19 protein-coding genes are annotated in these 22269 nt (G+C 56.3%); 9 read left to right on the forward strand and 10 right to left on the reverse strand.

What is annotated here, in order from left to right:
* Positions 1 to 127: 127 nt before the first annotated feature.
* A complete protein-coding gene (locus BTJ39_RS05330) occupies positions 128 to 1750 on the forward strand; it encodes a sensor histidine kinase (RefSeq protein ID WP_078001637.1) in 1623 nt (540 codons plus the stop codon).
* Positions 1747 to 2463 carry a two-component system response regulator DcuR gene (dcuR, locus tag BTJ39_RS05335; protein ID WP_078001638.1) on the forward strand — a complete coding sequence of 239 codons (717 nt, stop codon included), beginning with the start codon at positions 1747 to 1749 and terminating at the stop codon, positions 2461 to 2463. Before BTJ39_RS05330 ends, dcuR begins: the two co-directional genes overlap by 4 nt.
* On the opposite strand, the gene BTJ39_RS05340 is transcribed toward dcuR, so the two are convergent.
* Together BTJ39_RS05340 and BTJ39_RS05345 are read right to left on the reverse strand one after the other, a co-directional pair.
* Positions 2460 to 3431, reverse strand: coding sequence for an FAD:protein FMN transferase (locus BTJ39_RS05340; protein WP_078001639.1), 972 nt, complete (start codon positions 3429 to 3431; stop codon positions 2460 to 2462). The genes dcuR and BTJ39_RS05340 overlap by 4 nt on opposite strands.
* A 68-nt stretch (positions 3432 to 3499) precedes the next feature.
* The gene (locus BTJ39_RS05345; protein ID WP_078001640.1) at positions 3500 to 6277 is read right to left on the reverse strand and encodes a flavocytochrome c; all 2778 of its coding nucleotides are present in this window, start codon (positions 6275 to 6277) and stop codon (positions 3500 to 3502) included.
* Between the two features lie 603 nt (positions 6278 to 6880).
* Between BTJ39_RS05345 and BTJ39_RS05350 the strand changes: the two genes are divergently transcribed.
* Both BTJ39_RS05350 and fumA read left to right on the forward strand, forming a co-directional pair.
* Positions 6881 to 8392 (forward strand): DASS family sodium-coupled anion symporter, encoded by a 1512-nt coding sequence (locus BTJ39_RS05350; protein WP_078001641.1) that lies wholly within the window; start codon positions 6881 to 6883, stop codon positions 8390 to 8392.
* A gap of 154 nt (positions 8393 to 8546) precedes the next feature.
* The gene (gene fumA / locus BTJ39_RS05355) at positions 8547 to 10190 is read left to right on the forward strand and encodes a class I fumarate hydratase FumA (RefSeq protein ID WP_078001642.1); all 1644 of its coding nucleotides are present in this window, start codon (positions 8547 to 8549) and stop codon (positions 10188 to 10190) included.
* A gap of 846 nt (positions 10191 to 11036) precedes the next feature.
* Here fumA and BTJ39_RS24780 read toward each other — a convergent pair.
* Complete coding sequence (locus BTJ39_RS24780) at positions 11037 to 11186, reverse strand: hypothetical protein (RefSeq protein ID WP_176110231.1); 150 nt, start codon at positions 11184 to 11186, stop codon at positions 11037 to 11039.
* A 247-nt stretch (positions 11187 to 11433) separates the two neighbouring features.
* The gene (locus BTJ39_RS05360; protein WP_078001643.1) at positions 11434 to 12183 is read right to left on the reverse strand and encodes an SDR family oxidoreductase; all 750 of its coding nucleotides are present in this window, start codon (positions 12181 to 12183) and stop codon (positions 11434 to 11436) included.
* Positions 12184 to 12282: 99 nt separating this feature from the next.
* Between BTJ39_RS05360 and BTJ39_RS05365 the strand changes: the two genes are divergently transcribed.
* From BTJ39_RS05365 to BTJ39_RS05375, 3 genes are read left to right on the forward strand one after another with little or no spacing between them, the layout of a single operon-like run.
* Positions 12283 to 13188 (forward strand): AraC family transcriptional regulator, encoded by a 906-nt coding sequence (locus BTJ39_RS05365; protein WP_078001644.1) that lies wholly within the window; start codon positions 12283 to 12285, stop codon positions 13186 to 13188.
* A gap of 22 nt (positions 13189 to 13210) precedes the next feature.
* Positions 13211 to 14152: a LysR family transcriptional regulator gene (locus tag BTJ39_RS05370; RefSeq protein ID WP_078001645.1), complete on the forward strand. Its 942-nt coding sequence runs from the start codon at positions 13211 to 13213 to the stop codon at positions 14150 to 14152.
* A gap of 48 nt (positions 14153 to 14200) precedes the next feature.
* The gene (locus tag BTJ39_RS05375; protein ID WP_078001646.1) at positions 14201 to 14626 is read left to right on the forward strand and encodes an ASCH domain-containing protein; all 426 of its coding nucleotides are present in this window, start codon (positions 14201 to 14203) and stop codon (positions 14624 to 14626) included.
* A gap of 68 nt (positions 14627 to 14694) precedes the next feature.
* On the opposite strand, the gene BTJ39_RS05380 is transcribed toward BTJ39_RS05375, so the two are convergent.
* On the reverse strand, positions 14695 to 15162 hold the full coding sequence (locus BTJ39_RS05380) for a nucleoside deaminase (protein ID WP_078001647.1): 468 nt from the start codon (positions 15160 to 15162) through the stop codon (positions 14695 to 14697).
* Positions 15163 to 15292: 130 nt separating this feature from the next.
* Between BTJ39_RS05380 and cynR the strand changes: the two genes are divergently transcribed.
* Together cynR and treA are read left to right on the forward strand one after the other, a co-directional pair.
* Complete coding sequence (cynR, locus tag BTJ39_RS05385) at positions 15293 to 16195, forward strand: transcriptional regulator CynR (RefSeq protein WP_078001648.1); 903 nt, start codon at positions 15293 to 15295, stop codon at positions 16193 to 16195.
* Positions 16196 to 16321: 126 nt separating this feature from the next.
* On the forward strand, positions 16322 to 18007 hold the full coding sequence (treA, locus tag BTJ39_RS05390; RefSeq protein ID WP_078001649.1) for an alpha,alpha-trehalase TreA: 1686 nt from the start codon (positions 16322 to 16324) through the stop codon (positions 18005 to 18007).
* Positions 18008 to 18048: 41 nt separating this feature from the next.
* Here treA and BTJ39_RS05395 read toward each other — a convergent pair whose 3' ends face one another.
* The 5 genes from BTJ39_RS05395 to ruvA form a co-directional block, all read right to left on the reverse strand.
* Positions 18049 to 18600: a TorD/DmsD family molecular chaperone gene (locus BTJ39_RS05395; RefSeq protein WP_078001650.1), complete on the reverse strand. Its 552-nt coding sequence runs from the start codon at positions 18598 to 18600 to the stop codon at positions 18049 to 18051.
* Positions 18601 to 18613: 13 nt separating this feature from the next.
* On the reverse strand, positions 18614 to 19360 hold the full coding sequence (locus BTJ39_RS05400) for a phosphatase (RefSeq protein ID WP_078001651.1): 747 nt from the start codon (positions 19358 to 19360) through the stop codon (positions 18614 to 18616).
* A 55-nt stretch (positions 19361 to 19415) separates the two neighbouring features.
* Positions 19416 to 20357 (reverse strand): glyoxylate/hydroxypyruvate reductase GhrA, encoded by a 942-nt coding sequence (gene ghrA, locus BTJ39_RS05405; RefSeq protein WP_078001652.1) that lies wholly within the window; start codon positions 20355 to 20357, stop codon positions 19416 to 19418.
* 215 nt (positions 20358 to 20572) lie between these two features.
* Positions 20573 to 21577 carry a Holliday junction branch migration DNA helicase RuvB gene (gene ruvB, locus BTJ39_RS05410; RefSeq protein ID WP_078001653.1) on the reverse strand — a complete coding sequence of 335 codons (1005 nt, stop codon included), beginning with the start codon at positions 21575 to 21577 and terminating at the stop codon, positions 20573 to 20575.
* Between the two features lie 7 nt (positions 21578 to 21584).
* The gene (gene ruvA / locus BTJ39_RS05415) at positions 21585 to 22199 is read right to left on the reverse strand and encodes a Holliday junction branch migration protein RuvA (protein WP_078001654.1); all 615 of its coding nucleotides are present in this window, start codon (positions 22197 to 22199) and stop codon (positions 21585 to 21587) included.
* Positions 22200 to 22269: the final 70 nt, after the last annotated feature.

Here is a 22269-nt window from a genome sequence, read left to right on the forward strand (position 1 = left end):
CCAGCCCTGCTCACCCGCTTCACCCCGCTCGCGACGCCCTATCGTTTGGAATTATCTCAACCGTTGGTTTACAACACCCAACGCTTAGCGATAATACTTTTCCTTACCAGCTGACCTGAGAGCGCTCATGAGCGGACCAAAAACGATGCCCAGGGTACGCAAGCGCCCGTTGAAATTCAGCACGACCGTCACGCTAATGGTCAGCGCGGTGATTGTTTCCGTTCTATTCAGCGTTCATTTGCTCGATTTCTGGCAGGCCGGCGATATCACCCGCTCGGCGGTGAAAGAGAAAGCGATGGCGGTGGCCCGCACGCTGGCCCTGCAAGCGGAAATCCGCCATGGCCTCCTGCTGGCGCCGCAGCAAAGCGACATTCAGTCTATCGCCCGCGAGGTGCAGGAGCGTAACGACCTGCTATTCGTGGTCATTACCAATATGCAGGGCATTCGCTATTCCCACCCTAATCAGCAGATTATCGGCCAACACTTTATTGGCGACGATCTCAATCCGGCACTTGCGGGGCACGAGAACGTCTCGGTTAATCGCGGCGTACTGGATCGGGCGCTGCGCGTGTTCACACCGGTTTATGACGACCAGCATCGGCAAATTGGCGTGGTCGCGATTGGCACCTCGTTGACGCGCGTGGCGGAGCTTATCAGTCAGAGCCGCTGGCGCATTGCCGGTACGATTTTATTCGGCGCGCTGGTCGGCACCCTCGGCACGCTGTTTCTGGTGCGCTGGCTAAAGCGCATTCTGTTTGGCCTCGAGCCCTATGAGATATCTACCCTGTTCGAACAGCGTCAGGCCATGCTGCAATCGATGAAAGAGGGGGTGGTGGCCGTCGACCAGCTCGGCCAGATTACGCTGATTAATCACGCGGCCCGCCTGCTACTCAACGGCAGCAATCCGGTGGATGCTTCACCGCCGGGCGCCCCCTCGCCGGTCATCGACAGCCTGCACCAGGTATTGGCCAGCGGTGAGCCTTTGCGCGATCGCGAGATGGATTTTAACGGGCGTATTCTGCTGACCAATACCCTGCCAGTGCGCACTCAGGGAGAGCTTATTGGCGCGGTTTGTACCTTCAGGGATAAGACGGAAGTCAGCCAGCTAATGCAGCGGCTGAGCGGCATGGTCAACTATATTGATGCCCTGCGTGAACGCTCCCATGAATTTATGAACAAGCTGCATGTCATTCTCGGCCTGCTACATTTGAAAAACTACGCTCAGCTTGAAGAATACGTGGTTAATACGGCGAATAATTATCAGACGGAGATTGGCTCGCTGCTGGGACGTATCAGGCCGCCGGTGATTGCCGGGTTTATTCTGAGTAAGATCGGCCGGGCGCTGGACCAGGGGCATCGTCTAATCCTCAGCGATGCCAGCTGGCTGCCCGATGTCGGCAATGAGCAGCAAACCAGCACGCTGATTACCGTACTGGGCAACCTGATAGAAAACGCCCTTGAAGCGCTGGACGATCAGCCTGAAGGCGAGATCCATCTGTTATTACACTATCAGAACGGCTGGCTGGCCTGCGAAGTCAGCGATGACGGGCCGGGCATCAGTGCCGAAAATCTGACTCGCATCTTTACCCGCGGCGTCTCCTCAAAAGGCGAGGATCGCGGCGTTGGTCTCTGGTTATTACGCCAGCAAACTGAAAGCCTCGGCGGCACGGTTACCGTTGAATCAGAGCCCGGCGTATTTACTCAATTTTTAGTTCAACTTCCCTGGGATGGAGGCGGTACAACAGCATGATCAATGTATTAGTAGTTGACGATGATGCCATGGTCGCGGAGCTGAATCGCTGCTATATCGCACAGATCCCCGGCTTTACCTGTTGCGGCGTGGCATCGACGCTTCAGCAGGCCAGACAATGGCTGCATGAGGGGAGTAACCTCGATCTGGTGCTGCTGGATATCTATTTGCATCAGGAGAGCGGCCTGGACCTGCTGCCGGAAATTCGCAGCGCCAGAAGCTCGCTGGATGTGATTATCATCTCATCGGCAGCGGACGCGCAGGCCATTAAAACCTCAATGCACTACGGCGTTGCTGACTATCTCATCAAGCCGTTCCAGTTCCCGCGTTTTGAAGAGGCGTTGCTCAACTGGCAGCAGAAAAAGAACCTGATCGACAACCAGCCCTATTATCAGCAGGCAGAAGTAGATCAGCTACTTCACGGCGGAGCCGCCGCTACCAGCGATCCGCGACGGCTGCCCAAAGGGCTGACGGTGCAAACCCTGCGAACGCTCTGCCAGTGGATTGATAGCCACCCGGCGCTGGAGTTTTCAACCGATGAGCTGGCCGCTGAAGTGGGAATCTCGCGCGTTTCCTGCCGTAAATACCTGATCTGGCTGGCGCAAAACAATATTCTGTTTACCAGCATTCATTACGGGGTGACCGGCAGACCCGTCTATCGCTATCGGCTGCAACCCGAGTTCCATATGCTGCTAAAGCAGTATTGCCATTAGCTTTGCGCCAGCCGGTATTGCGGATTGGTCAGGGTAAAATCGAAAAGCCGCTGCGAGCGACAAACCACCCGCCGATCGCGGGTAACGAAAATCGCTTCAATATCAGGGCGGGCTTCCAGCATCTGGCTGCCCTGCTCAATGCCCATGCCGTACAGCAAGGTGGTGAAGATATCGCCGTCGATCGAGCGCCGGGAAACCACGGTCACGCTAAGCAATTCATTATCCAGCGGATAGCCGGTCGCCGGGTCAAGAATATGATGATACTGACGTTCACCGAGCGTAAAAAAGCGCTCATAAACCCCGGAGGTGACCACCGACATCTCCTCGACGTTAATCGTACCGATCAGCTCTTCCCGTGCCGCGAACGGCTTTTGCAAACCTACGTGCCAGCGCTGTTGCCCGCCGTGTGGCGGAAAACCCAGCGTCTGCACGTTACCGCCAAGGTTAATCAGCGCCTGGCTTATCCCCTGAGTACGCAGATAATCCTGCACCCGGTCGGCTATCCAGCCTTTAGCAATGGCGCCAAGATCAATCTCCATACCCGCATGGCGCAGAAATACCGACTGCCCGGCGTCATCCAGCTCGACATCCCGCGGGTTAATTAACGGCAACAGCCTGGCTATCTCATCCGCCGGCGGCACGCTGTGTCCCTGAAAGCCAATTTTCCACCGTTTAACCAGCGGGCCGATGGCAAAATTAAAACAGCCGCCGGGGAGCAGGCTTACCTCATGCGCCAACTTAATCAGCTGATAAACCGCCGGGCTGACGCTGACCGCATGGCGCCCTGCCGCCTGATTAATTGCCATTACTTGTGAAGGGGAACGATTAACCGTCAGCAGATTTTCCAGCTGCTTAATCAGCTGAAAAACCCGTCTCGCCAGGGTTTCATCAGGTTGGAAAAGTTTGAGCAGGATGGGAGAGCCCATCATTACAGCAGAATAGTTATATACACCGGCATCTTCAGACACGCATCGCCTCCGCGCTCAGACAGACCTCAGGCGCCGGCGCCGCCTCATCAGCGACGCCGGCACGCAGGTTAGCTCAACGCATGTACAGCGGCGTTGTGGCCCGCTTTGATACCGAAAATAATGATATCGGCGACGGCGTTGCCGCCGATACGGTTGGCACCGTGAATACCGCCGACCACCTCGCCGGCAGCCCATGCGCCGGGGATAATCTGTTTTTGGCTGTCGAGCACCGAGGTATCAACGTTAATCGTCACGCCGCCCATGGTGTGATGAACCCCAGGCGCAATGCGAATAGCATAATATGGCCCCTGGTTAAGCGGATGACGCAGCGCCGTTTTGCGGCCGAAATCCTCATCGTTTTGCTGTTCGACAAACTGATTAAAGCGTTCCAGGGTGTGTTGCAACGCCGTCGGGTCCATATTGATCTTCGCCGCCAGCTCTTCGGGGGTCGCAGCGCTGATAACAAAACCACGGCCGATATACTCGTCGGCGGCCTTATTGTTAAGTCGGATTTGTTCGTCGAAGATAATCCAGGCGCTTTTTTCTGGCAGAGCGATGATTTGTGCTGACACCTTATCGCGGGTTTCCATTTCGTTAAAGAAACGCTGCCCCGCCTGGCTAACCAGCATCGCCCCACCGCCGCGAATCGATTCTGAAATCAGATAAGAGGTGGTCTGCTCCACCGTCGGGTGGATTTGTATTTCGCCCATATCAACGGTATCGGCACCGATTTTTTGCAGCATGGCAATACCGCTACCGGTCGCGCCTTTGTGGTTAGTGGTAACGAAACCATCCAGCTCCGGACGATATTTAACCACCATTTCACGGTTAGCGCTGAAGCCGCCGGTAGCGACGATCACGCTTTTGGCGTTGAGAATACGCGTGTCATTGTATTCATCCACCACCTTCACGCCGGTAACGGCGCCGTTTTCAAACAGGATGTCGGCCACGGAGGTCTCAAGCAGTACCTCAATGTTGCGGGTATTGATATTTTTAACCAGGCCGCTTATCAGAAAACCGCCGACGGCAGAACGATCCGCCGGACGGTGGGTGCGGTCAATGCTCATGCCGCCGGTAATGGTAATATCATTCAGTTCAATACCGTGTGAGGCCAGCCATTCGATAGCCTCCGGCGCCAGGTTAACGAACTCTCTTAGCAGCTGCGGATTATTTTTAAACTTGCCGCCTTTCAGCGTCTCGTCGTAGAAAAGATCTTTGCTGTCCTTGATCCCTTTCAGCGCCTGGAAGCGGGTTTCCGCCGCGTTCATCCCTACCGACGCCTTGATGGTGTTGCCGCCGATGGTGGGCATTTTTTCGATAATGGCGACCCGGGCGCCTTCATCACACGCCTGAATAGCCGCCGCCAGTCCGGCACCGCCGCTGCCGACCACCACCACGTCGTAAACCACCGGCGCGCTGGGGTTGCCACCCTCGTCAATCACATGTTCTTTGCTGGAGGTCGCTAACGCGCGCGACACGGCTTTTTTCAGCGCCTCACTCTGAGTTGTGGCGCCGGTAATCGCATCAACGTGCGGGCTGTTGGCGACCAGAATGCGTGAACGCAGACTCTCAAAAGTGGCGCTGAAATCAACGTCGAGGGTATCGTCCGGTACCAGCGAGATATCAGTAATACGGTCGGTATCCAGGGTGACGTTAATTTTCAGCTTCAGCGCCTCGGCCTCCACTTTTTCCTGAAAGACGCCAGCTTTATATTTACGGCCGCTGCTGCTCATGTCACGGATCATGGCGTCAACCAGCGAGAAGCGCCACAGCGGTTCAGGAATGGTGAGCGCTTCGCGCCGGGTGCTATCAATAAACAGCTCAAGCTGTTCATCATTCAGAATGCGATCGGCCCAGTCCGGGTAGGCGATGCAGGCCTTACCTATCGCCACCAGATCATAACCGTGCGCCAGCGCCGTTTCGACATCGGCTTTATTGACCACGCCGCCAACGCCGATGACCGGCACCTTCGCCAGCTCAGGCGAACGCATGGCGATGTATTTATCAATCAGCGGCGTCGGGTCCTGCGTATCAACAATTGAAGGGCGTAGCAGCGAGCCTACCGAAAAGTGAACGTAATCCAGGCCGCGCGCCGCCAGTTTTTCCAGCAGATAAAGGGTATCGTCAAAATGGATACCGGGAACCTCAATCTCTTCCGGTGAAAAACGGTAGCCGATAATAAAGGAATCATGGGCGAAACGATCCGCCATCTGATGGGTAATTTCCAGCACCGCCAGCGGGAAACGCGCGCGTTTTTCCCGGCTGCCGCCCCATTTGTCATCACGCTGGTTGGAGTTTGGTGAATAGAATTGCTGAATCAGATACGTGTTGGCGCCGTGGATCTCAACGCCGTCAAAGCCCGCTTTAATCGCGCGGTTAACTGCGTCACCGAACTTCGTGATCATCACATCCACTTCTTCAGCACTCAGCGCCTGCGGCGTGGTTGCGCCTTCGCGCGGAGCGGCAATGGCGCTCGGCGCCACAGGGGTTTTGCCGCCAATCAGCGCTGGCTCAACCATACGGCCGCCGTGATAGATTTGCAGAATGGCTTTCGATCCACGTGACTTTATTGCATCGGCGATTTTCGCCAGCCCGGGAATTTTGTTATCGCTATCAATGGCGATGGCGCCGGGAAAAGCCGGTCCCTTGTTATCGATATAGCAGCATTCAACAATCACCGTACCAATGCTGCCAGCACGCACGCGGTAGTACTCCACCAGCTCGCTGGTGACCGTACCGTCATAAAAACCGGTACAGGTGGTCATCGGCGCCATGACCAGACGATTTTTCAGTACCGCGCCGTCAGGCAGCGTAAGCGGATTCAGAATCGGTGTAATTGTACCCATTGTCAGCAACTCCAAAAAAATATAAAAGTTTAGAATTCGGTATCAGACGAGTTTATTTCTAATTAATTATGTGGTCCGACTTAATAGTGCCAATATAGCAATTTCCTTAATTACATAACCGATAAATTTACTTATTTAACTTTTAAATTAACTCAGGTAATTTATTTATCGCTCAGTTTAATCATGCCAACATAATTGTTATTCAATTGTTATGAAAAAGCAACCCGCGTTCACATTAAACATAAATGGCATTTAAATCAATAAGTTAAACAATAGCATTTGTACAAAAAAGACTAATATTGTACATTCAAACTTACCAGGATGACTCTGACTAAGTGAGCTTTATCCGAATATATTAGAATAATAGAAAAAATAAATTTCACGGTGAAATTTTATTGATCCAGATCAAAGTGCCAGATCTAATTAATCGCATTATGCCGCTATGGGTGGCATTATTATTTCAGTTAAGACCTTTCCCAAGAATAAATAAGATCTATCGATGTCACGGTTATAAAGTTGAAAAAAAGCAATTGAGCAACTAAAAAAGTAGACATGAAATACCGGGGCGTATAACGCATTCTTCCTAACTTGCAGACCAATACTATGAAACCACTATCAACTTCCAGTAAACCTGCAAAAGCCGTATCGGCTTCTCCAGGTAAAAAAAATCGGCTGATAATGCTGTTCCTGCCGGTCGTTGTCTCTGTCCTGCTGTTGCTGGTTCCGGTTCCCGGCGGTTTGGAGCCTTATACCTGGCGTTTCTTCGCTGTCTTTGTCGGGGTGATCGTCGGCCTGATCTTTGAACCCCTGCCGGGGGCGGTAATCGGCCTGACCGGCGTGGTGGTGATCGCGCTATTCAGCCAGTGGCTGCTGTTCAGCCCGGCCGAGTTGGCAACGCCGAAGTTTAATCCGGCATCGCAGGCCTTTAAATGGGCGGTTAGCGGATTCGGTAACTCGACCGTATGGCTGATCTTCGGCGCCTTCATGTTCGCCGCTGGCTATGATAAAACCCAGTTCGGCCGCCGCCTGGCGCTGATCCTGGTGAAATATCTCGGTCGGCGCAGCCTGACGCTCGGTTACGCAATTACCTTTGCTGACCTGCTGCTGGCACCGTTCACGCCGTCAAATACCGCACGCAGTGGTGGCACAATTTATCCTATTATCGCCAACCTGCCGCCGCTGTATGATTCAAAACCAAACGACCCCAGTGCGCGCCGCATCGGTTCGTATCTGATGTGGGTCGCTATCACTGCGGCCTGTATCACCAGCTCAATGTTTCTTTCCGCCCTGGCGCCCAACCTGCTGGCGCTGGCGCTGGTGAAAAGCGTGGTCGGTTTCGACATTTCATGGGGCACCTGGTTTCTTGCCTTCCTGCCTCTTGGCGTACTGCTGATTCTCACCATGCCGCTGCTAGCCTACTGGTTCTATCCGCCGGAAGTGAAGTTCAACGATGAGGTGCCGCGCTGGGCCAGCAAGGAACTGGAGAAACTGGGCAAGCTGTCTCGTAATGAAATCCTGCTGCTGGTGTTTGTCATCTGCGCGCTGATGATGTGGATTTTCGCTACCGCGTGGATTGAACCGGCAATGGCCGCCCTGCTGGTTATCGTGTTAATGCTGTGGACCGGCGTGCTGAACTGGAACGACATTACCAGTAACAAAGCGGCCTGGAATACCTTCGCCTGGTTCGCCACGCTGGTGGCGCTGGCAGACGGTCTGGCAAAAGTGGGCTTTATTGCCTGGTTGGGTAAAGAAGGAGGTCAGCTGCTGCACGGCATTGACCCGCAGGTCTCAGCGGTAATGCTGCTGGTCGCCTTCTATCTGCTGCACTACCTGTTTGCCAGCACCACCGCGCATACCACCGCCCTGCTGCCGGCCATGCTGACTATCGCCGCGTCCATTCCGGGCATCAATATGCCGGTATTCTGTCTGATGATGGTGACCTCGCTGGGCGTAATGGGCATTATCACTCCGTACGGTACTGGCCCCAGCCCTATCTACTACGGCAGCGGCTACCTGCCAACTAAAGATTACTGGCGTCTCGGCACAATTTTCGGCGCTATCTTCCTGGTCGCGCTGATGGCCATCGCCTATCCGTGGATGGTGATGATGTTCTGATAGAGTTAACAAAGAGTTAAAATAGATTCGCAAAGTGTTAGACTACCGCGCCAGTCCCAAAAACGGACTGGCGCAATAACAACAAATAGCAAAGACCAACGCTGCATCCCTGCCTGCCAGATGGCCCGGACTGCCGGCGATTAAGTGAGCTGAAATGTCGAATAAACCCTTTCATTACCAAGATCCTTTCCCGCTGGCAAAAGATGACACCGAATATTATCTGCTAAGCAGTGACTACGTTTCGGTCGCTGATTTTGCCGGTGAGCAAGTGCTGAAAATCGATCCGCAAGCACTGACGCTGCTGGCACAGCAGGCGTTTCATGATGCCTCCTTTATGCTGCGCCCGGCGCATCAGCAACAGGTAGCTGCGATCCTTGACGATCCGCAGGCCAGCGAAAACGATCGCTACGTGGCACTGCAGTTTCTGCGCAACTCTGAAATCGCCGCTAAAGGCGTATTGCCAACCTGCCAGGATACCGGCACCGCAATCATTAGCGGGAAAAAAGGTCAGCGCGTCTGGACCGGCGGTGGCGATGAAGCAGCGCTGTCGCAGGGGGTGTACAACACCTATATCGAAGATAACCTGCGCTATTCGCAAAACGCCGCGCTGGATATGTATCGGGAGGTCAACACCGGCACCAACCTGCCGGCGCAGATCGACCTGTACAGCGTTGACGGCGACGAATATAAGTTTCTCTGCATCGCTAAAGGCGGCGGTTCAGCGAATAAAACCTATCTCTATCAGGAAACGAAAGCGTTACTGACGCCGGCGAAGTTGAAAAATTACCTGGTAGATAAAATGCGTACCCTCGGCACCGCAGCCTGCCCGCCCTATCATATTGCGTTTGTTATCGGCGGCACCTCAGCGGAAAGTACCCTGAAAACGGTCAAGCTGGCATCCACGCACTACTACGACGGATTGCCGCACGAAGGCAATGAGCTCGGTCAGGCATTCCGCGACCTGCAGCTTGAGCAGGAACTGTTGCTGGAAGCCCAGAAGCTTGGCCTCGGCGCCCAGTTTGGCGGTAAATATTTCGCCCATGATATCCGGGTAATCCGCCTACCGCGCCACGGCGCCTCCTGCCCGATCGGCATGGGCGTTTCCTGCTCGGCGGATCGCAATATCAAAGCCAAAATTAACCGTGACGGCATCTGGATTGAAAAGCTGGAAAATAATCCGGGCCGCTATATTCCCGCCGAACTGCGCCAGCAGGGCGAAGGCGAAGTGGTGCAGGTTGACCTTAACCGACCGATGAACGAGATTCTGGCGCAGCTGTCCGCCTACCCGGTCTCGACCCGCCTGTCACTCAACGGCACCATTATCGTGGCCCGTGATATCGCCCATGCCAAGTTGCAAGAGCGCATCGATAGCGGTGAAGGCCTGCCGCAATACATTAAAGATCATCCGGTCTATTATGCCGGGCCGGCGAAAACGCCATCAGGCTATGCTTCCGGCTCACTCGGCCCGACGACCGCCGGGCGGATGGACTCCTACGTCGATTCGCTGCAGTCTCACGGCGGCAGCATGATTATGCTGGCGAAAGGGAACCGCAGTCAGCAAGTGACCGATGCCTGCCACAAACACGGCGGCTTCTACCTTGGCAGCATTGGCGGCCCGGCAGCGGTGCTGGCACAGCAAAGCATCAAGCAGCTGGAATGCGTCGAATATGCCGAGCTGGGAATGGAAGCGATCTGGAAAATTGAGGTAGAAAACTTCCCGGCATTTATTCTGGTTGATGATAAGGGGAATGATTTCTTCCAGCAGATCAACAACCAGTGCGCAGCCTGCCTGAAGTAATTTCGCGTCGTGAGTTAAGGGCCGGTGCGTCGCGGCCCTTTTAATCCCGCAAGAGGGTTTCCCCGCCTGCCAGCCCGACTTATTTCACCTTTGGTGGGTTGTTCCGTTCGCCTTTGCGGTGGGCTGCTTATTTCACCGCTGGTGGACTGTTCCGTTCGCCTGTGCGGCCAGTGCCATAGTTGCCCGCCGCTGCGGGCGACCGGCAAGGGGCCATCAAACGTCATGGCCCCTTGACCCCGGACTTCCGGCAGTTTCTGCGTGGCTGCGTCCTACCCTCACGCATGTAGCCCGCCGTACGGGCCGTTCGCGATGCGTTCCCGACGCTGCGCTTACTTTCGCCGCCTCCCTGCGGCTCACCCTGGCGGGCTTCATTCGCTCGGCGCAGAAAAGCCTGTTGGTACAGGTTTGTGGGAAACGGCATCCGTTTTTAATCGATAACGGCGTTAGGAAGCAGATTTGCTGGTACCTCAACGTTGTTATCGAGCGGGTGGCTGATTTCTTCACCTTAGGTGGGTTGTTCCATTCGCCTTTGCGGTGGCCGCTTATTTCACCTTTGGTGGGCTGTTCCGTTCGCCTGTGCGGCCAGTGCCATAGTTGCCCGCCGCTGCGGGCGACCGGCAAGGGGCCATCAAACGTCATGGCCCCTTGACCCCGGACTTCCGGCAGTTTCTGCGTGGCTGCGCCCTTCCCTCACGCATGTAGCCCGCCGTACGGGCCGTTCGCGATGCGTTCCCGACGCTGCGCTTACTTTCGCCGCCTCCCTGCGGCTCACCCTGGCGGGCTTCATTCGCTCGGCGCAGAAAAGCCTGTTGGTACAGGTTTGTGGGAAACGGCATCCGTTTTTTATTAAAAAGCAAAACCAGGTTGCCGATATTCAATCCGGCACAGACCTGCTTTTATCTTTTTACTTAAAACGATGAAGAAGCTTGCGGGGGAGGAGAAGGCCTGGCTGATTTCAGCAGGCTCGCGGCCAGGGATGGCCGTGCGCCAGGTCACACGGACGTGCTTGTGCCGGTGCGGAAAACAGCCGGGCCTTCTGTGACCTGGGTACCGGGCTTACAGCAATGAGGGATGCCGTTTGCGTAGTTTCGCCACACGGACGTACTTGTGCCGGTGCGGGAAGCAGCCGGGCCTTCTGCGACCGGGGTGCCGGGCTTACAGCAATAAGGGGCTGCCGTTTACCGGGCGTGCGGCCGGGTGATAATAAAGCGATGCCTGCGCAAAAATCCGCTCCAGGCTACGGCTATTTCGCCAGCGAGGCGGCCAGCGCTACCGAGTCCTCTCCCGCCGGGATATGCATTGGCGCCTGGCTGTCGGTCGCGGCACGCCACACGCCTTCGGCCACGTCCTGCGAGGTGGTAACAGGTCCGCCACCGCGCACGCTGTTGAATACCTGCTCACCCAGCGCAGCATAGGGTTCGGAAATGGTTCCCTGCATCCGCGGCATCGCATTTTCACCGAAGCGCGTTTCCGGACTGCGACCGGGCTGCACAATCCGCACCTGCACATTGAAGGCCTCAACCTCCTTCGCCAGCGAGCGGCTGAAGGTTTCTACCGCCGCTTTACTGGCGCTGTAAACCGCCAGCAGCGTAAAGGGCGTCATGGTCACGGCTGACGTCACATTAATAATCGTCCCCGACCGGCGCTCGCGCATCTGCGGCAGCACCGCCTGAGTCATGGCGATGGTGCCAATCGTGTTGGTTTCAAAGATATCGCGCACCGTAGCCAGCGGCGTGGACTCCACAGCGCCAATCAGACCAACCCCGGCGTTATTTACCAGAACATCAATCGGTCCGGCATCGGCGATGAGCTGTTGAATACTGCCTGCATCGGTAACATCCAGCGCCAGCACTTTCAGATTAGCGTTGGCAGGTAAAATATCGGTGTTGGGCGTCCGCATAGTCGCTATCACCTTCCAGCCCTGCTGCAAAAAGTAGCGCGCAATCTCCAGGCCAAACCCTGAAGAGCTGCCGGTAATCAGAATAGTTTTCATTTTAATGCTCCCGTTGACGATCAGAGAAGCTAAGCATAGATCGCACGTGGCGGATGAACTACAATCGAAAGTCCGCAAGACATTTGCAGGAGTCCGGATATGGACCCACTTTCTCAGGTCGTTGCCCTGTTGCAGCCGGGCGCAGCTTACTCCAAGCTGGTCACCGGCTCCGGTCGATGGCAGGTACGTCAGCCCCATGCCGGGCACGCCTTTTTCTGCGCCGTGCTGGAAGGGCACTGCGAGATGACCTTTGACGGTCAGCCCCCAATTGCTCTACGGCAGGGTGATTTCATACTGATGCCCGCGAATCCAGGATTCACGGTTTCGACCCATAGCGACGATCAAGCCCCGCTGCATACCGCACAGGTCACCACCCTCGCCCCCGGCGTGGTGCATTTTGGCGATCGTCAGCAAACGCCCGATTTGCGCATGATGGGCGGCGTGTTCGCCTTTGGCTCGCCAGATGCCAGCCTGTTGCTCAGCCTGCTGCCCACACTGCTTCACCTCCAGGGAGAGCCCCGCCTTGCGCGGCTGGCTGCCTTGCTCAACGAAGAGTCCCGTGCTGATAAGCCAGCCAGGGATGCGGTAATGAATCACCTGCTGGAAGTGATGCTGATCGAGGCATTACGCTCCGAACACAACGGTGCAACAACGCCAGGTCTGGCACGCGGGCTGGCCGATCCGCGCCTGGCCGCCGCGATAAGGATAATGCACGATCGTCCGGCTCATGGCTGGACGGTCGCCGCGCTGGCCAAAGAGTCCGCCCTGTCCCGCACAAGCTTTTTTGAACGTTTCAGCAACGCACTGGGCGTACCGCCAATGGAGTATCTGCTCAGCTGGCGCATGGCGTTGGCCAAGGATTTATTGCGCCGCCAGCAGCAAAACCTCAGTGAGATTGCGCTGTATGTCGGTTACAGTTCGGCCAGCACTTTCAGCACCGCCTTCACGCGCCACGTCGGCCTGCCGCCGTCTCACTATGCGCAGCAGCTCAGAGAGCGACTCTGATCAATACAGCTAAAGAGGCACCATGGATTTTTACGGTCTGGATTTAAACCTGCTGGTTGCCTTCGACGCGCTACTCAGCGAGCGCCACGTATCCCGCGCCGCACAGCGTGCCGGCGTCAGCCAGCCGGCCATGAGCGCCGCCCTCGGCAGACTGCGGCGTCATTTTAACGATCCGCTGTTTATTCGCGCCGGCGGCTCACTTAGCGTCACGCCGCGCGCGCAGGAAATTGGCCGCTATGTTACCCAGGCCCTGAGTCCGCTTTCGGCACTGGTTGCCGCCGACGAGCCATTTCTACCCACCAGGCAACCGCTGAGTTTTAACCTGGCGATGGCCGAATACGCCCAGCAAATCCTGCTGCCGTCGCTCATGCGCCACCTCCAGCAGCAGGCGCCGGAGGTCACTCTGCACGTCCAGCTGTATAACGATCGTGACGAAGCGGTGAGCTGGCTGGACAGCGGCAAAGCCGATGCAGCGATCGGTATTGCGCCCACGCGTGCGGAGAGTCGCATCGCCACCCGCCCGCTGCTGCAGGACAGCTTTGCTACCATTGTCCGCCGCTCAGACCACAACGATGGCGAAACCCTTAGCGAATCACAGTTTTTGCAGCTGGGGCATATTCTGGTATCGCCTGAGGGCAACCGCTACGGCCTGGTGGATGAGCAGTTGCGTCAGCGCAGGCTACAGCGTAACCTGCGCCTGACGCTGCAAAGCATGTTTACCGTACCGGCAATCGTTGCCGGCTCGGATCTGGCCGCCACGCTGTTAAAACGCGTGGTGCTCCACTCCGCCTTCTGCCAGCAGCTGCGGCTGTTTGAGCCGCCGCTGACGCTGCCGGATATCACTTTCTGCTTGATCTGGCACCGCCGCAGCGAGGCCGCACAGGCGCAGCACTGGCTGCGCGAGCTAATAAGCGCCGTTGCGGCGGAAATCAGCGCGGACAGCCAATCAACGCTGGCTGATTAATGATTAAGTCGCCGACGCGCGACCCTTACCGATAGGCAATATTTTGCGATGACACAGACAGTTGAAGAACTCAAGCAGCTATATCCTGGCGCTCAGGCATGGGCATTCGGCGACTCGGCCGAGCTGGCGGATACGCTGGCATCGCTGGTAGTGCGCGGCATAAAAACCGCGTCCTGCTGCTCGCTGGCTTGCTATCAGCAGGACGCGCCTGATGATGTCAAGCTGGGAAGCTACCACATTATTCTCGACGGCCGCGAACAACCGGTATGCGTTATCCGCATGCAGTCGCTGGGTCTTATCCGTTTTAATGATATGTCTGAAGCGCTGGCGGCGATGGAAGGCGAAGGCGATCTGTCGCTGGCGTACTGGCGTAAAGGCCACCAGGACTTTTTCAGCCGGGAAGGCACCTTCAGCGAAAATATGGAGTTAGTTTTCCAGACGTTTCGCGTCGTGCAGGTCGTCAGAGCCAATTAGCGGCACGATTTGCCGTTTAGCGCCACTGGGTGTTACCCGCCAGAATCCGGCGGGTAATATCAGCAGCATCAATCTTGATTCAGTTCATTCCAGCGTTGATACACTTTGATCGCGTCATGATGGGCGTGATGCACCATCGGCATGCGTCTTTCTGCGATCGGCTTTGAATACTCATCGTAAAAAGTCTCAAGTTCAAAATACTGGCGATCGTCACGGTAGTAAGGCGCATAGTCCTCGCGGGTAGTAATATAATTCACCCGTTGCGGACTGCAGTAATACAGTGCGCCAAGGCACATCGGACAAGGGCTGGCGAGGATATAAATTTCACAATCGTTAAGATTTTCTCTGCCCAGTTTTTTACAGGCGTCGCGCACCGCCAGAATTTCCGCATGGGCCGTCGGATCATTAGTTTGCGCGACCTTATTAGGACTTTCCGCGACAATTTCCCCTGCACGCACAATAACGGTGGCAAACGGACGGCCCCCCTCTTCTACGTTTTTCATCGCCAGATCGATAGTCCGCTTAATAAAATCCATTACTCACCTCACTGTTGGCATCAGGCATCTGCGCCTGAAAATAAACCTTTTTGCAGTATGGCGGCGTTTTACTATAAGTTAAAATACTGAATATCAATCATGGCTATAAGTAAACCTTATAGGTATTAACATGTCCCTGCGTCATCTCCACTATTTTATTGCCGTCGCCGACCACGGTAACTTCACCCGCGCCGCCGAAGCGCTGTACGTTTCGCAGCCGGCGTTATCTCAGCAGATCAAACAGCTGGAAGAAAACCTCGGCAGTCCGCTGTTTGACCGCAGCGGACGCACCACCAGGCTAACGGATGCCGGCGCGGTTTATTTGCAGTATGCGCGCCAGGCCCTGCAACAGCTTGAATCAGGGCGGCGAGCAATTCATGATGTGCAGGATTTAAGTCGCGGCCAGCTGCGCCTGGCGGTAACGCCAACCTTTAGTGCCTGGCTGATGGGACCGCTGCTGGCCGAGTTTTCCTGCCGCTATCCGGGCATTCACGTCAGGCTGAATGAATTATCGCAGGAGCGTATTGAACCGGCGCTGCTGTCCGATGACGCAGACTGCGGACTGGCCTATGATGCGCCGCGCTCTGCCGGTCTCAACTGCACAGCGCTGTTTGATGAAACTCTCGCGGTGGTGGTCAGCCGTCAGCATCCACTTGCAGCCGTCCCCGATTTGTCATTAACACAGCTTGGCGATCAGCGGCTAATTTTGCTCACGCGAGACTTTGCTACGCGCGGGCAGATTGATGATTTCTTTTTGCACCATAATATTGCGCCCACGGTAATGATGGAGGCCAGCTCCCCCGGCGCAGTATGCGAAATTGTGCGTCACAGCCAGCTGGCTACCCTGTTGCCAGCCGCAATCGCGCATCCGGCTTCGGGTTTGACCGCGCTGGCGCTGCGCAACGCCGTCTTACGCCGTACGGCTATTTTGCTCCAGCGCGCTCAGGGCTGGCAGACCAGCGCCGCACAGGCTTTTTGTCAGCTGTGCGCTGAGCGCGCCGCGGCCATCGCCGGGGTGGCAAAAATCCTTTAACGACCACTGGTACGATTACCACCTTCACAGTCTGCAGGCAAAAAACGGGAAAAATTGCCAGCTTCGTCTAAAGTCGTTTGAGGCTCAGTTAGTTACAGCTGGGTCAGACATGACAAGGAGAGACCAATGCAAAAATCTGCCGGTTACTGCCGCAGCATATCCGCAAATGTACTGCCCCTGGTGCTATCGGGCTTACTGATTGGCGTTAACCTTCCTGCGCAGGCAGACAGCCCGCAGCGTATGCTCAACGAAAGTGCTCAACCCCCTGATATACGTTTCGGACCGCTTTATACCGCAGTGCAATCGGCCAAACTCTTTCCGGACCAGAAAACCTTTGCAGACGCTATCCCCAGATCCGATCCAAATACCATTCTTGCTGACTGGCAGATGCAAAAACATCAGCGTAACTTCGATCTGAAGCATTTTATTGAACTTAACTTTACCCTGCCCGGCAGCGGTGCTAAGTACGTTCCGCCCGCCGGACAGAGCCTGCGAGCTCACATTGACGGACTGTGGCCGGTTCTGACGCGCAATTCCGAAAAGGTGGCACGCTGGGACTCTCTGCTGTCGCTGCCAAAACCTTACGTCGTGCCGGGCGGACGCTTTCGCGAGGTCTACTACTGGGACAGCTATTTTACCATGCTCGGCCTGGCCGAAAGCGGACGCTGGGATAGTGTGCAAAACATGGTTGATAACTTCGCCTCGCTGCTGGACCGCTACGGCCATATTCCGAACGGCAATCGTAGCTACTACCTCAGCCGCTCGCAGCCGCCGTTTTTCAGCATGATGGTCGACCTGCTGGCAAGCCATAACGGCGACGGCGTCTATCGCAAATATCTGCCGCAGTTGCAGAAGGAATACAGCTACTGGATGGCCGGTGCCGATAAGCTTAAAGCGGGCGATGCCGCTTTGCGGGTAGTTAAGCTCAGTGATGGCAGCATCCTTAACCGCTACTGGGATGACCGGGATGCGCCACGCACCGAATCCTGGCTGGACGATGTGCAAACTGCGCAAAAAGCGCCGTCGCGATCTAAGCAGCAGGTATGGCGCGACCTGCGCTCCGGCGCAGCCTCCGGCTGGGATTTCAGCTCGCGCTGGTTTGACAATCCCAACGATCTGGCATCGATCCGCACCACCTCACTGCTGCCGGTGGATTTAAACTCACTGCTTTATCATCTTGAGCTGACGCTGGCGAAAGCCAGTAAGCTGAATAAGGACGCCGCCGCCAGTAACCGCTTTGACAAGCTGGCTAAAACCCGCCAGCAGGCAATTAACCACGTCCTGTGGGATGAAAAACAGGGCTGGTACGGCGATTATGACTGGCAGAAAAAAGCCCTCCATGGGCAGCTGACTGCGGCCACGCTGTTCCCACTCTATTTGCACATCGCCAGCCAGCAGCAGGCCGACCGTACGGCCACGGCAGTACAAAGCCAGCTGCTAAAACCCGGCGGTCTGGTCACCACCACCATAAATAATGGCCAGCAGTGGGATGCGCCGAACGGCTGGGCGCCGCTACAGTGGGTGGCAGTGGAAGGGCTGAATCATTACGGTAAGCAAGCGCTGGCACGCGATATCGGCATGCGCTTTCTCAATAACGTGCAGAAAATCTATGATAAGGAACATAAGCTGGTTGAGAAGTACGTCGTGGAAGGCAAGAACATGGGCGGCGGCGGCGGCGGTGAATATCCGCTGCAGGACGGCTTCGGCTGGACAAACGGCGTTACGCTAAAGCTGATGGACAGCTGGTGCCCGACGGGCGTTACCTGCAATAACGTAACGGATATTCCCGCCGCAGCCGAAGGAAAAAAATAAACGACCTGGCGCCATCGCTCAAGACGGTGGCGCAATTCCGCTTACTCTTCGTCCTCTTCTTCTAACTCTTCACGCATCGCCTGAATCGCGTCGCGGGTTAATGCCGCCAGCGTGCGATAAAAAGCCGTGGTTGCGTGCGCTTCCATCTTGCCAAGAAACGGTCCGCACCAGGGCATCAGATAATCATCAAACAGCGTTATCTGAGCGCCGATGGCGGCAGATTCCTGATCTTCCAGCCAGGATGATGCCAGCAAAATCTGCCCGATATGATCGGCTGGCGCATCGCTCAACGGCATACCCAATCCCTGTAGAAACTGACGGACTTCTGCCTCCTGCGGACCGTTTTCCCAGCGTGAACCGTAGGGCGGAACGCGGCAATCTTCACCGACAAACAGCGCGTTATAGTCAGTCGCCAGCGCCTGCGGATCGCTGCTCTGTTGCAGCCGGTTTAGCAGATCATCCTGCTCCAGCGGCCAGCTCTGCTGCAGCTTCCCTTCCTGCAACAGGGTAAACAGCGGCACCAGCAGCGGGTCCTGCGGCTGGCGGTTAAACAGCGAGCCAAGAACGCGGCAGATGATGGAAAATTCATTCATTGATCGGTTTCCGTTACGATATTAATTCAGCAAACTCAGGAATCGTTTTGCCGGTGCGCTGCGCGAGAAACGACAGCAGACGCGCCGGCGAAGCATTTAACACGCGTTCCTGCGGGAAATCCACTTCATTCATAATGCGAATGCAGTGTTCAAAATTACCGAGGGTGAACGCAGTGTGCGAATCAGAACCGAGCGCCAGACGGCCGCCGGCCTGCTTCACTGCCGCGACGATCGCCCGGCAGTTTGGCTCGCTTCCCACGCGCGAGGTGGTAAATGAGGAGTTATTGAGCTCCAGCGCAACCTCATACTGCGCCGCCGCCTCGGCTATTGCCGGAATATCTACCGGATACTTCGGGTTGCCCGGATGGCTGATGATATGTACTTTGCCGCTCGCCATCGCCGCGATCATCGCTGCGGTATTGCTCGCTTTATCCTGCGGCGGCAGCACCGGCTCATGGAAACCAGCGATAATAATATCCACCGCATCCATCATCGGCCCGCTGCAGTCAATTTCACCGCTGATATTTTTAATGTTGGCTTCGATGCCGCGCAGTATGCCTACGCCATCCACCAGCCGTGGCCAGACGCGCATATTGACAAAGTGCCAGTAGTGCGGCGCATCGGCCATGTCAGGGCCGTGGTCGGTGATCGCCAGCAGCTTGATACCAACCTGCCGGGCCTGTAAAACGTAGTCCCGCAGCGTACTGTAGGCATGGGTGCTGGCAACGGTGTGCATATGAAGGTCGACCGGATACTGCATATAAATTCTCCTCAATGTCAAAGCAAGGATAGCATGCATCCCGCCAGAGTCAGGACTAATAGCCGAGATTACGATCCACTTTGCCGGCAGGCGCTTCACCGGCCTCAAGCTTGAGAATGGCCGCGGCGATGTAGTCCATCGCTTCATCCGGCAGCGTAACCGCTGCGTTATGGGGTGTGATCGCCACCGCCGGATGCGCCCAGAAAGGATGGTCGCTGCTCAGCGGCTCGCTGGCAAAGACATCAAGCGCAGCACCGGCTATCTCTCCGTCGTCCAGCGCCGCCAGCAAATCTGTTTCGACCAGGTGCGCACCGCGAGCAAGATTCAGAATAAACGCCCCGCGCGGCAGCTGACGCATCAGCGTGCGGTTGATGATGCCGGCGGTCTGCGGCGTATTGGGCAGCAGGTTTATCAGCACCTGGCTGGCGCTAAGAAACTCCGCCAGCTGTTCGCCGCCATGATAGCTGGTCACGCCGTCTATCTGCTTCGCCGATCGGCTCCAGCAGCGCAGCGGAAAACCAAACGGCCGCAGGCACGCCGCTACACTTTTACCCAGCACGCCGGCGCCCATAATCCCGATAGCAAACTCGCTGCGGCGGCGATTTTTAAGATGATGCCAGTAATGCTGCTGCTTTTGCTGCTGGTATTCCGGGAAGCGGCGGAACCAGCTCAGTACGTGATACAAGGCATATTCCTGCATCTGCACCGCCATGCCGGTATCTTCAAGGCGGAACAGGGGGATCTGCGGCGTCAGCATCGAAGGATGCTGTTTCAGCTGTTCAAGAATATCGTCCACCCCGGCGCCAAGGGCAAACAGCGCCTTAAGATCGGTGCGCCCCTGCAGCATTTCTACCGGCGGCTGACGCGCCAGCGCGTAGTCGGCCGGCGCATCATCGCCGGGCTGCCATAGCCGCACATTTGCCATCGGCAGGCGCCGCTTCATACCATTGAGCCAGGTTTCCGGGTTAAACGAAGGGTGATAGTAAATAATATCCATGTCATGACTCCTGTTTTTCTCTTAGGCTCGGAGAAAATGACCTGGCTGGCAAGTAAAACCTGATCGGCTGGTTAAGGATTATTCCTCAGCCTCAGGATTCAAACTGCCGGCAACGGGAATGAGGGTTTGCTTATGAAAATCCGCAGGTGCGGCAGGCGACAGTGAAATCGTCACCGCCGCCTGCCAGCGGGGATGCAGGCGGCGACCAGTGGCTACTACTCTTCGCGGGTAATACCGAAATGACGGTAGGCGTGCTGTGTCGCCATGCGCCCGCGCGGGGTACGCTGGATAAAACCCTGTTGAATAAGATAAGGCTCCAGTACGTCTTCGATCGTTTCACGCTCCTCGCCGATAGCCGCCGCCAGGTTATCCAGCCCGACAGGGCCGCCGGTAAACTTATCGATAATCGCCAACAGCAGCTTACGGTCCATGTAGTCAAAGCCTTCGGTGTCAACGTTCAGCATATCCAGCGCCTTTGCCGCCACCTCGCCGCTCAGCTCACCGTCAGCGCGCACCTCGGCGAAGTCGCGAACCCGGCGCAGCAGGCGATTGGCGATGCGCGGGGTGCCGCGCGCGCGGCGCGCCACTTCCAGCGCCCCTTCAGGGGAGAGATCGAGTCCGAGACAGCGCGCACTGCGAGACACAATATGCTGCAGGTCGGGTACCTGATAAAACTCAAGGCGCTGCACAATGCCGAAGCGATCGCGCAGCGGCGAGGTCAGCGAGCCGGCGCGCGTGGTGGCGCCGACCAGGGTAAAGGGCGGTAGATCCAGCTTAATCGATCGCGCGGCCGGACCTTCGCCGATCATAATATCCAGCTGGTAATCTTCCATCGCCGGGTAGAGTACTTCTTCAACGACCGGCGACAGGCGATGAATTTCGTCAATAAACAGCACGTCGTGGGGTTCAAGATTGGTCAGCATCGCCGCCAGGTCGCCGGCTTTCTCCAGCACCGGTCCGGAAGTGGTACGCAGATTGACGCCCATTTCGTTAGCGACGATGTTCGCCAGGGTGGTTTTGCCAAGGCCTGGCGGCCCAAAAATCAGCAAATGATCCAGCGCGTCGCCGCGCATTTTGGCCGCTTTGATGAAGATTTCCATCTGCTCGCGCACCACAGGCTGGCCGACATACTCCTCCAGCAGTTTGGGGCGGATAGCTCTGTCGGCTATCTCCTCGTCACTCACGGTGCCCGGTGAAACCAGGCGATCGGCTTCAATCATGCTTACCTCAGATGGCCGCGCGCAGCGCTTCGCGGATCAGCGTTTCACAATCGGCATCCGGCCGCCCTACTTTACTCACCATCCGACTGGCTTCCTGCGGTTTATACCCCAACGCCACCAGCGCCGCAACGGCTTCAGACTCCGCATCATTACCGGCCGCCGCAGGCGATTCGCTGGTCAGGGCGAACGCCGTATCCGGTGCAAACAGGTCGGCATGCATCCCTTTGAAGCGATCTTTCATTTCCACCACCAGACGCTCGGCGGTTTTTTTGCCGACGCCCGGGATCTTAACCAGTGACGCCACCTCTTCGCGCTCCACGGCGGTGACAAACTGCTGGGCAGACATGCCGGAGAGGATCGCCAGCGCCAGCTTCGGCCCTACGCCGTTAACTTTAATCAGCTCGCGGAACAGCGCGCGTTCCTGCTTGCTGTTAAAGCCAAACAGTAGCTGGGCGTCCTCACGCACCACGAAATGGGTAAAGATAATGGCTTCATGTTCCAGCGCCGGCAGCTCGTAAAAACAGGTCATCGGCATATGCACTTCATAGCCCACACCGTTGGCTTCAAGCAGAACCTGCGGGGGCTGTTTTTCCAGAATAATGCCTCTAAGACGACCGATCACCGTGTTTACCTTATGCTAATGAGGAAGTGGATTGGTTATAACATAAAAAAGGCTGGATGGATATCCAGCC

Origin of the sequence: Izhakiella australiensis, from assembly GCF_002006995.1 — a bacterium.
GTDB classification, from domain to species: domain Bacteria; phylum Pseudomonadota; class Gammaproteobacteria; order Enterobacterales; family Enterobacteriaceae; genus Izhakiella; species Izhakiella australiensis.